We start from the raw sequence: 11,993 nt of genomic DNA on the forward strand, positions 1-11,993 counted from the left end.
CGCTTTTTAATACTAGGTACTAATAGCAGTATATAATCAAATGATAGGCTTTGCAACCTTTTTTCCATGAAGAAAAGAGCTGTTCGTCTTGAACAGCTCTGGCTTTATTCTATTAATCTAGCTTTTCTGTTGTTAAAGCACCCGTTTCTTCAAGATGCGTTAACAACGGAGTGAATTCCTTATCTCTCCAAAGTTGTTCACTATTAACAATCTTTGTGGCATCATCACGAGCCGTTTCAAGCGCTCTATAATCATGCACCATATCAGCAACTTTAAAATCAGGAAGACCGCTTTGTTTCTTTCCAAAAAAGTCACCAGGACCGCGAAGTTCTAAGTCTTTCTCAGAAAGAACAAATCCATCGTTCGTTTCCGTCATAATCTTCATTCTTTCTTTCCCAACTTCTGATTTTGGATCCGCAAGCAATACACAGTATGACTGCTCACTTCCCCTTCCGACACGGCCGCGAAGCTGATGAAGCTGAGAAAGACCAAATCGTTCTGCATCATAAATAACCATCATTGTGGCATTCGGAACGTTTACTCCTACTTCAACAACAGTTGTTGAAACTAAAATTTGAGTCTTATTTTCGCTAAACTCTCGCATCACTTCATCTTTTTCATCTGGATGAAGCTTTCCGTGCATAAGACCTACATTCCATTTATCCTCAAAGTATTGCTGAAGTGTTGCATGAACGTCAATAGCATTTTGTACATCGAGCTTTTCTGACTCTTCAATGAGCGGGCAAATTACATATGCCTGTCTTCCTTTCACAAGCTCTTTTTGCACGAACTGCAAAATTCTTTCAAGCATATCATGCTTTACCCAATACGTTTCAATCGCTTTTCTTCCTGCAGGCATCTCGTCAATAACAGAGACGTCCATTTCTCCAAAAGCCGTAATTGCAAGCGTTCTAGGAATTGGAGTTGCTGTCATAAATAAAACGTCTGGAAATTCACCTTTTTCGCGCAATGTTCGACGCTGGTTTACACCAAATCGATGCTGCTCATCTGTAATAACAAGCCCAAGCTTTTTAAACATTACTTCACCTTGAATAAGAGCATGCGTTCCAACTAAAACATCCACTTCGCCGCTTTCTACCTTTTCTAAGAGCTCACGACGACGTTTTCCTTTTACAGAGCTTGTTAAAAGTTCCACTGTAATACCAACACGACCTAAGAGTTCTTTTAACGATGAAACATGCTGTTCAGCTAATATTTCAGTTGGTACCATAAGCGCCCCTTGATAACCTGCTTTTACCGTACCAAAAAGTGCAATAGCTGCTACAACTGTTTTTCCTGATCCAACATCCCCTTGAAGAAGTCTGTTCATTCTATACGGCGACTTCATATCAGCAAATATTTCATTTACAACACGCTTTTGTGCTCCTGTTAAGGGAAACGGCAGCTGTTTTGTAAACTCTACAATATCCTTTGCTTGAATATGTTGACTCATCCCTTTTGTACCTTCTCGTTCTCTTTTTCTAAGCACCTGCATTTTTAGTTGAAAGAGAAGAAACTCCTCGTATACAAAGCGCCGTCTTGCATATTTAAGTTCCTCGTGCGTTTTCGGAAGATGAATCACTTTCAATGCCTCTTTACGCTCTAGGAGACGATATTTGTCTAAAAGGGATTTTGGTAAAAGCTCAGCTACTTCTTCACCATATTCGCTAAGCGCTTGACGAATAAAACGTCGAAGTGCCTTAACGGTTAAGTTTCCTTTTACAGAGTAGACAGGCTCAATTTCTTGTTGAGCTTTAAATGGGCCAACTTTCAATTCTTTTAATGAGATTGTTTGACGATTTTTATCCCATTTTCCCGTTACTGTTACCGTTTCATTTAGCTGTAATTTATTTTTCAAAAAACCGCGATTGAACGCGGTTACGTTTACTGCATATCTTCCGACAAGCATGCGAAAAGTTAACCGTGACTTTTTCTTTCCATAAAACATCACATTTGGGGGACCATGTACTATCCCTTCTACTGTTACCGTTTCTTCATGTTTAACTTCCGCTAAATCACGAAGACGGTAATCTTCATAACGATACGGAAAATATTCAATAAGATCACCTACAGATAGAATACCAAGCGAATTTAGCGATGCATTCGTTTCTGCTCCGATCCCTTTTAAAGCTGTAATAGATAATTGCTGTAATTTATTCACTTTTCGTAAGCGAACTACCAAAGATCTTTTCCTGAAGTTTGCGACCTGTTGGTGTTGCCGCCAACCCTCCTTGCGCAGTTTCTTTTAGCGCGACAGGCATTGTTTGACCTATTTTGAACATAGCTTCAATGACCTCATCACAAGGAATTCGGCTTGTAATTCCAGCAAGCGCCATATCCGCTGCCACCATCGCGTTGCTAGCTCCCATTGCATTTCGTTTAACACACGGTACTTCAACTAGACCTGCAACAGGGTCACATACTAAGCCTAACATATTTTTCAGTGTAATCGCCATTGCTTCAGCTGATTGTTGGGGTGTTCCACCTGCCATCTCTACAATAGCAGCAGCTGCCATCCCACTTGCAGAACCAACCTCTGCTTGACAGCCTCCTGCAGCTCCTGAAATAGAAGCATTGTTAGCCACAACAAATCCGAATGCACCTGCTGTAAGAAGAAACTCAACCATTTCTTCTCGAGAGGGATGGAGCTTGTTTTGAACAGCAAAAAGTGTACCAGGAACAACCCCTGCACTTCCTGCCGTTGGTGTTGCACAAATTGTTCCCATTGCAGCATTCACTTCATTTGTCGCAACAGCCTTACTCACAGCATCAAGCAAAAGGTCCCCTGAAAGTGATTTCCCTGTTTTAATATAATTCTGTAGGAGAACAGCGTCTCCTCCAGTTAAACCTGTGACAGATTGAACACCATTTAAGCCACGCTCAACTGCTTCTTCCATTACTGTTAAATTGCGACTCATCTTCTCTAAAATTTCTTCTTTTGTTAATCCTGTTACTTCACATTCTTGTTCAAGCATAATGTGTGAAATCTTTTTACCTTGTGTTTCGGCAAGCTCCACTAATTCTGCTACATTACGAAACATATCGTTTCCCCCATCTCTTTAATCTATCATTCTTGTAACTTGTAACACGTTTGGAAGTCCTTTAATTTCTTCAATCACTTCATCATTAATATTTTCATCTGTTTCAATAGCCATTAGCGCCACTTTTCCTTTTTCTTTGCGCGATACTTCCATATGGCCAATATTGACATGATATTTAGTAAGTAAATTTGTAACTCCTGCAATGGAACCGTAACGATCGTTGTGCACAACAAGAATAGCAGGGTTCATTCCAGATAAATTGAGTTTAAAACCGTTTAGCTCTACAATTTGAATTGTTCCGCCACCGATTGAAATCCCCACAATCTCCATTTCCTTCTCACCTGCTTTTAAAAATAAGCGAGCGGTGTTTGGATGATCGCTAAGTGCTTCTTCTTCAATAAACGTAACATCCATTTTAGCTGCTTTAGCCAAGTTTAAGCTCAGCGGAATACGAGTATCTGACGTATCAAAATCAAGCAAACCGCCAACAAGTGCTACATCTGTTCCATGGCCTTTATATGTTTCAGCAAAAGAACCGTATAACGAAATGATAACGCTCTCAGGTTGAACCCCAAAAATTGTTCGCGCTACTCTTCCAATGCGGGCTGCTCCTGCCGTATGGGAACTAGATGGACCAATCATAACAGGACCAATAATATCGAATACAGATTTAAATCTCATAAACTCTCTCCTCTGCATACTGAAGTTTTTTTATTTCTCAAAAAGAGACAGCATATAGTACTATATGCTGTCTACTTGCTTCTCTACGCTGCTTCATGTCTTGTTCCGCGGACTTCCTCTTCACGTGTAATTTTAAAGTTTTTAAATACGTATGAACCGAGAAATCCACATATAATGCCAATTGCTCCGCAGATCAACACGCAAATCGTTACTTTAATAGGGTCATTAAATCCATACATGACAACAAGTCCTGCGACAACGGTTGCAGTTCCTGTTGCATTATTAATAAGGCCAAACATGGCAACAACAGCCCCTGATATAGCTCCTCCAACAAAATTTGTTACATAAATAGGAATCGGATTTGCAGCAACAAGGTCTGCCTGTGTTAATGGTTCAATGGTCATCGCAATAGTTGTTCTTTTTGAACCAAACTTAAGGCGATCAAACAGTACATAATTTAAAAAAGCTGACCCAACAATAGCAACCGCTGAAATTCCCATTGGGAGACCAACTAGTCCAAGCATGGCTGTTAGGGCCATTGAGCTTAAAGGAGAAGTTGCTACAACTGTAATAATTCCCCCTAATATAACCCCCATCAAAAGAGGACTTGATGATGTTACTTGGTCAATAATGCCACCAATTTTAAGAAGCGTAGCGTCTACTAATGGGGTAACCTCTACTGCAATAAACCGAGCAAGCGGTGCAGCAATAATAACTGAACCTAATAAATCAAGTCCAGCCGGAAAACGTTTTTCAATTACTTTTACTAAAAAAGCAATCATATATCCAGCAAAAAAGCCTGGAAGAAGTCCCATTTCAGCACAAGCTACGCCCATCATTAAAGAATATACGGGAGAAACGCCAAGAGCCAAACAAACAAGTGAAGCGGCGGCTACTCCTGCCATTCCGTCTGCAAGATGTCCTAGCTCACCAAGAAACGAAATTCCAAAAATATCGCCGCCAATATATTTTTGAAAAGCTTCTAGTAAATACGATGTTACCGCTGCATTTGCTAAAGCACCCATTGCTTTCATTCCATAAGGCGCTTTATAGCTAAATGCCGTAAAAAACACCAGAACAATAATCAGTAACATTGTTCCAATTAAAATATCCATAGTAATCCCTCTCTAAGCTGAAAATAAAATTACTATACTATATATAACAAACTTAGCCAAGACTCGTAAATGATTATGCACTTAAAAAAGGGTTATGCAAGCAACAATAATGTACCTCAGATACGCTGACACTACAACCCTTATTACACTTTTTTAGCAAAAAAATTTTTCCACACAAATAAAAGTACTCAACAAAAATGTTGAGTACCCTTTCTATTCCACGGCTACAATATAATGGTATACAGGCTGCTTTCCTTCATGAATTTCAAACTCTGCATCTTCAAAGTTTTCTGTGACATGTTGCTCAAGCTTTTTAATGTCTTCCTCATTTACATCTGCTCCGTAAAGAACAGTTACAATTTCATCATCTTCGTCAATCATTTTAGCTAACAAAAGCTGAAGAGCTTCTAAAGAGCTATGTGCTTTTGTCACAATCTCCCCCTCAGAAATACCAATAAAATCATCCTTTTTCACTTCAATCCCGTCAATTGTCGTGTCACGAACCGCATATGTGACCTGTCCTGATTTTACATTTTCTAAAGCACTTGTCATTTCTTGTTGATTTTGAGCTAAATTACGCTCACCATTAAAAGAGAGCAGTGCTGTCATTCCTTGTGGTACTGTTTTAGAGGGAACAACAACTACATCCTTTCCTACGACCTCTGCTGCTTGTTCAGCTGTCATCACAATATTGCTATTGTTTGGTAAGATAATGACTTTTTTAGCATTTGTATCTTCAATCGCTTTAACAAGGTCTTCCGTACTTGGATTCATTGTTTGTCCACCTTGAAGTACTACTGTTGCGCCAATGCTCTCTAGAAGAGCTGACACTCCTTGTCCCATTGCAACCGTTACAATCCCGTACTCTTTTTGTTTCTTTGGTAAAGAAGGCTTTTCTGTTTTTTGAACAATCGTGCTGTGCTGTTCGCGCATATTCTCGATTTTTAGATTAATCAAGCTTCCATAGCGCTGTCCGTATGTAAGAACTTCACCAGGCTGTTCAGCGTGAATATGAACTTTCACAAGATCATCATCTGCTACAACAAGAAGAGAATCTCCAAATTCACTTAAATCATTGCGAAATGCTTCTTCAGAGAATGGAGACGAGGCTAGCTTATTATCATCAAATTTCACCATAAATTCTGTACAGTAGCCAAACTTAATATCTTCCGTATTCATATGTCCTTGTGCACTTTTATGGTGCTCAGCATTCACAAGTTCGTTCATAGATGGCTGAACTTCCGTCACATTTGGCAAGTTTTTTCCTTCAAGCGAAGCTAAAAATCCTTCATAAATAATGACAAGACCTTGTCCACCACTATCAACAACCCCTACTTCCTTTAGGACAGGAAGTAGATCTGGAGTTCGTTTTAAAGAAGCTTTTGCTTCTTCTAAAATAGCCTTCATTACAAGCGTTACATCTTTTTCCGTCTTTGCAATATTAAGCGCGTTTTCGGCTGCTTCTTTTGCAACTGTTAATATTGTTCCTTCAATTGGTTTCATGACTGCCTTATAAGCTGTCTCAACTCCAGCTTGAAATGCAGCAGCAAATTCTTCGCTATCTACCACTGTTTTTCCTTCAATTGATTTTGCGAATCCTCGGAAAAGCTGAGATAAGATAACACCTGAATTCCCTCTTGCCCCCATCAATAAGCCACGAGCAAGAAGTTGTCCAACTTCGCCGATATTTTCAGTTTCTTTTGTGCCAACTTCCTTAGCTCCTGAACTCATAGATAAGTTCATGTTTGTTCCTGTATCACCATCTGGCACAGGAAATACGTTCAGAGCATCCACAAACTCTACATTATTTTGTAGATTTTGAGCACCACTCTGAATCATCCTTGCAAAATGCTTTCCGTCTAACGTTGTTATTGACACAACATTTCCTCCTAACTTACACGTTAACTACTCGAACGCCTTGAACATAAATATTAACAGACTCTACTGTTAAACCTACTGTTTGTTCTAGCGTATATTTCACCTTTGTTTGAACATTATGAGCGATTTCAGAAATTTTAGTTCCATAGCTCACAATAATGTACATATCAATATGAATTTCATCTTCGAGCTGTCTTACAACAACACCTCTTGTAAAGTTTTCTTTTCTTAAGATCTCGGAAATCCCATCTTTGATTTGATTTTTAGATGCCATTCCAATAATACCGTAACAATCTACAGCAGCCCCACCAGCAATCGTTGCGACAACATCTGTTGAAATATCAATTTGACCATACTGTGTTTTCATTTCAATGGACATAGTATTGGGTCTCCCTTCTTCCGTTAGATTAACGCTATTTTACTATACCTGAAGTCTTTTTGAAAGTTTAACTCCTATTGTGTTATTAATCGCTTTCTTTATCATTTCGTCAACTTAGACTTATTTCCTGTTTTTATAGACTGTCAAGGAAATTTTCTTGAAAGGTTAAGCTCGCACTATTGCATTATAAAAGTACGTATGGTAAAGTAATATAGTATTTTTGATAATTGTCAATGATGTTAGTTATGTAAGGAGGAACTCAATATGGCTCGTAAATGTGTAATCACTGGTCGTAAAACTCGTACAGGTAATGCACGTTCTCACGCTATGAATGCTAATAAGCGTACTTGGGGTGCTAACCTTCAAAAAGTTCGTATTTTAGTTGACGGTAAACCAAAGCGTGTTTACGTTTCTGCTCGTGCTCTTAAATCTGGTAAAGTTGAGCGCGTTTAATAAAAAAAGCACCATATAATGGTGCTTTTTTTATTCCCCTTTTTTCATCGAATTGAGCATCGCCTTCACAATTCCTCCAAGAAACTTCGGAAGTTTGATTGTATAAAATTTCATTTTTTCCCCTCCTACTCGTCACCGCGAGACGAAATAAGATTCAACAACCGTATATTCTATTCATTATGAGCTTTATTATGACACTAGCTAAGCAACTTAATCATTGCTTCTTATCATCATTAATATGCCCTTTGTAAACGAAAAAGTACCGTTTTGTTGAATAAGTTCGTTGCTAATACAAAGCGTCGAACCAACGGGAACACATCTTTTATGTAATGGATACTTAAAACCCTTTAATGTCAGGTTTTCAACCTCAAGGGAAAAAGGGACAAATGAAATATATTTATAGAGGGAATGAGCTTTAATGTTATATGTTCCTTCCTTATACATTGTTAAAGTATTTTGTTTATCAATAAGACGAACACGTACATTCTTCTGAAGAGCTTTATAAATAAGGCTAATTCCACCAAACATATGATCAAGACGACCACCTGTTGCTCCGTATATATCAATTTCTTCAATTTCTTGGTTAAGAGCCCAATTTACCGCAATTTCTAAATCTGTTTCATCTTTTTCAGCTGGATACACTTTTAATTCGGGAAAAACATCTTGAATATGTTTAAGCTCCAGCTCTGTTAATGAATCAAAATCTCCGAACGCTTGGATAGGCATGATGCCTTGCTCCATTAATGTATATACACCGCGGTCAACACCAATCCATTTTGTTTCACTGTCTTGAAGGGGCGGTATTGTTGACTGTGGAGCTCCTGCTAATATATTAATTTTCATGTTAACTCCCCTTTCTTTATAAAAAAAGACCAAACAAAAGTTTGATCTTTTAGTAACTCTCCCGAAGTGCATTGATAGCTCCTGCACGATCTTCTTCATTATAAATCGCAGAACCAGCTACGAGAACATTTGCTCCTGCCTCTCTACAAAGCTTTGCAGTTTGTGTATTTACTCCGCCATCAACTTCAATTTCAATATCTAAACCACGAATTTCAATCAGTTGGGCAATCTGCTCAATTTTCGGAAGAACGCTCTTAATAAATGTTTGGCCTCCAAATCCAGGATTCACCGTCATTAAAAGAACAAGATCAATTTCTTCAAGAATATGCTTAATAGAATCAATTGGTGTTGCAGGGTTTAGTACAACACCAGCTTTTACTCCTTGTTCTTTAATAAGGCTAATTGTACGATGCAAGTGTGGACATGCTTCTACATGAACAGAAATAATGTCAGCACCTGCTCTTGCAAAGGCAGGAATGTACTGATCTGGATTTTCAATCATTAAATGAACATCAAGCGGCAAGCTTGTAATTGGACGAATTGCTTCAACAACAAGCGGACCAATCGTAATATTAGGAACAAATTTCCCGTCCATAACGTCAACATGGATATAGTCAGCTCCCGCTGTTTCCACTTCTTTAATTTCTTTTCCTAACTCACTAAAATTAGCAGATAAAATAGAAGGTGCAATTTTCATTATTCTAATACCTCGGCTTTCTCTGTTTAATTTCATCTAAAAAGTTTAAATAGTGGTCGTAGCGATAAGACGGAATCTCTCCATTTTCTACCGCTTCCTTAACGGCACACTTTGGTTCTTTCACATGCAAGCAACCTCTAAACTTACATCCTTCGCTCACCCGAACCATTTCAGGGAAGCAATATGGTAATTCCTCTGCTTCAAGCTCTGTAAATTCAAGAGAGCTAAAACCAGGTGTATCCGCCACAAATCCTCCTCCAATAGATAAGAGTTCAACATGTCTTGTTGTATGTTTTCCACGCCCAAGCGATGTTGAAATGTCATCTGTTTTTAAGGAAAGGCTCGGATCTAACACATTTAATAAAGAAGATTTACCAACACCAGACTGTCCTGCTACAACCGTTACTTTATCTTCTAAATATGGAAGAAGCATCTGAACACTATTTTCATCTAATGTTGATGTCAAAAGAACTTCGTATCCCATTTCACGGTAATCTGAAACAAAAACGTCAAGCTCTTTTTTCTGCTCTTCTAAAAGCAAATCAAGTTTTGTAATACAGATAATTGGCTCAATGTCATGTGACTCAACAAGCACTAAAAAACGATCAAGCAATGTAGTACTAAACGTTGGCTCAACAGCTGAAAAGACTAGAATAGCTTGATCTACATTAGCAATAGGAGGGCGAACAAGTGAGTTCTTGCGATCCTCTAGTCCGAGCACATATCCCTCTTTATCATTTTCAGCTTGAAACGTTACCTCATCTCCAACAAGAGGGGTTACTTTTTGTTTGCGAAATACCCCTCTCCCTCGACACTGAATCGTTTCATCTCCACTTAAAACGTAGTAAAACCCGCTAAGTGCTTTAATAATTTTGCCTTCTGGCATAACGTCACTCCTTGTTTATTCATCATCTTCATAAGGAACTGTCTCCTCTTGAAGAACTTTATCGTCTCTCACAATTTTATAGCTTGCTGTCTCACCCTGTTTCACTGTAAGGGTATACGTTTTAACTGTATCCTCTATGATTGTGAATGATTCAAATGGAACATTGCTATCATGATTTGCATCATCAATATATACATCGACTTTTTGTGGCAGTTGTTGAAGATTTGGATTCACTTCATTTTCAGATTCAGGTTCAGAAGGTTCGTAAGGAATCGTAACTTCCACCGTATGTTCCTTCGGAGGTTTAGGCTCTTCTCCTTTAGAAACGATGATATTAATCGTTGTTCCTTGCTCAACTTGAGTACCAGGAGTTGGGGTTTGAGACACAACAAGTCCTTTTGCCGTTTCATCTGAATACTCTTCTTTGGTCGATACTTTTAATCCATTTGCTGTAGCAAAGTCACGAACACTCTTTTCCTGCCATCCTTCGTAGTTCTGTAAAACGATAGCAGGAGGTCCGCTGCTCACTTTTAAGTTTACTTCAGTATCTTCCGCAATAACCTCATCGTTTTCATCTGGATCGTGTTCAATAACGGTACCTTTTGGTTCTTCACTTTCTTCTTCTTCAACATTAATATTTTTAAATCCGCGCTGCTCTAATAATTTTTTTACTTCATCTATATCTCGTCCTGTATAGTCATCAAACACTGTTTTTTTCTTTCCAGAACTTTGATATAGAGTAATTTGGTCACCTTCTTTAACAGTGCTGCCTTCCTTTGGATCTGTACGAATAATCTTTCCTTCTTCAATTGTTTCACTTGATTGAGCAATTGGAGAATTCACGTCAAATCCTTTTGAAATAAGAAGCTTTAACGCTTCTTCATATTCTTTCCCCGCAACTTCAGGAATCTTAACATCTTTTGGAGCTAAAAATGATGGAACAAGCGTTATTGCAGCAAGTCCTGCTCCAGCTAGAAAAAGCAGCGTTAAAAATGTAATAAGAAAGATTTTACCCTTTCGCTTTTTAGGTTTCTTCTTGTCCTGGGGGACGTTTTCAGTCGGCGCTTGCGTGCTTTCTTTATGATGAACAAGCGTATGCTCATCCTCTTCTATATCATCTTCTTTGATGATTGGAATGGCTTTTGTAACTTCTTCATCATCTGGAACTTGAAATTTTTCTTCGTTGAGCTTGTCTGGATTTAATGCAACAGACAGAGCATATTCCATTTCCTCTACAGAATCATAGCGATAAAAAGGGTCTTTGGCTGTTGCCTTTAACACAATATTTTCAACACTCTGCGGGATATAAGGATTCCACCGCTTAGGTGATGGCGTATTTGTTTGTAAATGTTTCAGTGCAACGGAAACAGCAGATTCACCTGAAAAAGGAACCCTTCCTGTCAAAAGCTCAAAAAGTAAAATACCGAGTGAATATATATCTGATTTCTTAGTAGCAAGTCCTCCTCTTGCTTGTTCTGGAGACAAGTAATGAACAGTGCCTAGTACAGAATTGGTTTGAGTAATTGTTGTTGATGAACTAAGGGCAAGCGCAATTCCAAAATCCGTTACTTTTACACGATCATCGTGATCAATTAAGATATTTTGAGGTTTTAGGTCTCTATGTATAATGCCGAATTCATGAGCGTGAGCAATAGCAGATGTAATTTGCTTCATAATATCAAGAGCTTTTTCAATATGAAGTGGACTATGTTCCCCAATATATTCTTTTAAGGTTTGACCTGGTACATATTCCATGACAATGTAATAAATTTCGTCTTCCTCGTCAACATCATAAATACTTACGATATTTGGATGATCTATGCTTGCTGCTGACTGGGCCTCTCGATGAAAGCGTTTAATGAATGATTCATCGTTTGCATAGTCAAAGCGCAGCACTTTAATCGCGACATCTCTTTCTAAAATGACGTCGCGCGCTAAATAAACATTAGCCATCCCTCCCCCGCCAATAGGGTTTAGGATTTTGTATCGCCCGCCTAATCTTCTACCTATAAGCATTGGA

At 38.5% G+C, this 11,993-nt stretch carries 12 protein-coding genes; 1 reads left to right on the top strand and 11 read right to left on the bottom strand.

The window, feature by feature from the left end; all coding sequences use genetic code 11:
- Positions 1-112 precede the first annotated feature (112 nt).
- The 6 genes from recG to ACK3CR_RS20615 form a co-directional block, all read right to left on the bottom strand.
- Positions 113-2,161 carry an ATP-dependent DNA helicase RecG gene (recG, locus tag ACK3CR_RS20590; protein WP_430238040.1) on the bottom strand — a complete coding sequence of 683 codons (2,049 nt, stop codon included), beginning with the start codon at positions 2,159-2,161 and terminating at the stop codon, positions 113-115.
- Positions 2,154-3,041 carry an L-serine ammonia-lyase, iron-sulfur-dependent, subunit alpha gene (gene sdaAA, locus ACK3CR_RS20595; protein WP_243518152.1) on the bottom strand — a complete coding sequence of 296 codons (888 nt, stop codon included), beginning with the start codon at positions 3,039-3,041 and terminating at the stop codon, positions 2,154-2,156. The genes recG and sdaAA overlap by 8 nt, the downstream gene beginning before the upstream one ends.
- An 18-nt stretch (positions 3,042-3,059) precedes the next feature.
- Complete coding sequence (gene sdaAB, locus ACK3CR_RS20600) at positions 3,060-3,722, bottom strand: L-serine ammonia-lyase, iron-sulfur-dependent subunit beta (RefSeq protein ID WP_243518150.1); 663 nt, start codon at positions 3,720-3,722, stop codon at positions 3,060-3,062.
- An 83-nt stretch (positions 3,723-3,805) separates the two neighbouring features.
- Positions 3,806-4,837, bottom strand: coding sequence for a PTS sugar transporter subunit IIC (locus ACK3CR_RS20605; protein ID WP_243518148.1), 1,032 nt, complete (start codon positions 4,835-4,837; stop codon positions 3,806-3,808).
- A 213-nt stretch (positions 4,838-5,050) separates the two neighbouring features.
- Positions 5,051-6,715, bottom strand: coding sequence for a DAK2 domain-containing protein (locus ACK3CR_RS20610; RefSeq protein WP_488976070.1), 1,665 nt, complete (start codon positions 6,713-6,715; stop codon positions 5,051-5,053).
- 16 nt (positions 6,716-6,731) lie between these two features.
- A complete protein-coding gene (locus ACK3CR_RS20615) occupies positions 6,732-7,094 on the bottom strand; it encodes an Asp23/Gls24 family envelope stress response protein (RefSeq protein WP_019391774.1) in 363 nt (120 codons plus the stop codon).
- 264 nt (positions 7,095-7,358) lie between these two features.
- On the opposite strand from ACK3CR_RS20615, the gene rpmB reads away from it, so the two are divergent.
- Positions 7,359-7,547 carry a 50S ribosomal protein L28 gene (rpmB, locus tag ACK3CR_RS20620; protein ID WP_019391773.1) on the top strand — a complete coding sequence of 63 codons (189 nt, stop codon included), beginning with the start codon at positions 7,359-7,361 and terminating at the stop codon, positions 7,545-7,547.
- Positions 7,548-7,577: 30 nt separating this feature from the next.
- Here rpmB and spoVM read toward each other — a convergent pair whose 3' ends face one another.
- From spoVM to pknB, 5 genes are all read right to left on the bottom strand, one after another.
- The gene (spoVM, locus tag ACK3CR_RS20625; RefSeq protein ID WP_019391772.1) at positions 7,578-7,661 is read right to left on the bottom strand and encodes a stage V sporulation protein SpoVM; all 84 of its coding nucleotides are present in this window, start codon (positions 7,659-7,661) and stop codon (positions 7,578-7,580) included.
- A gap of 96 nt (positions 7,662-7,757) precedes the next feature.
- Positions 7,758-8,390 (bottom strand): thiamine diphosphokinase, encoded by a 633-nt coding sequence (locus tag ACK3CR_RS20630; protein ID WP_243518146.1) that lies wholly within the window; start codon positions 8,388-8,390, stop codon positions 7,758-7,760.
- A gap of 49 nt (positions 8,391-8,439) precedes the next feature.
- Entirely contained in the window at positions 8,440-9,090 is a 651-nt protein-coding gene (gene rpe, locus ACK3CR_RS20635) for a ribulose-phosphate 3-epimerase (RefSeq protein ID WP_061802313.1), read from the bottom strand.
- Between the two features lies 1 nt (position 9,091).
- A complete protein-coding gene (gene rsgA, locus ACK3CR_RS20640) occupies positions 9,092-9,973 on the bottom strand; it encodes a ribosome small subunit-dependent GTPase A (protein WP_243518144.1) in 882 nt (293 codons plus the stop codon).
- Positions 9,974-9,988: 15 nt separating this feature from the next.
- Positions 9,989-11,989, bottom strand: coding sequence for a Stk1 family PASTA domain-containing Ser/Thr kinase (gene pknB / locus ACK3CR_RS20645; protein ID WP_243518142.1), 2,001 nt, complete (start codon positions 11,987-11,989; stop codon positions 9,989-9,991).
- Between the last annotated feature and the right edge of the window lie 4 nt (positions 11,990-11,993).

The sequence above is a fragment of the Priestia sp. TRM10 genome (assembly GCF_057808375.1).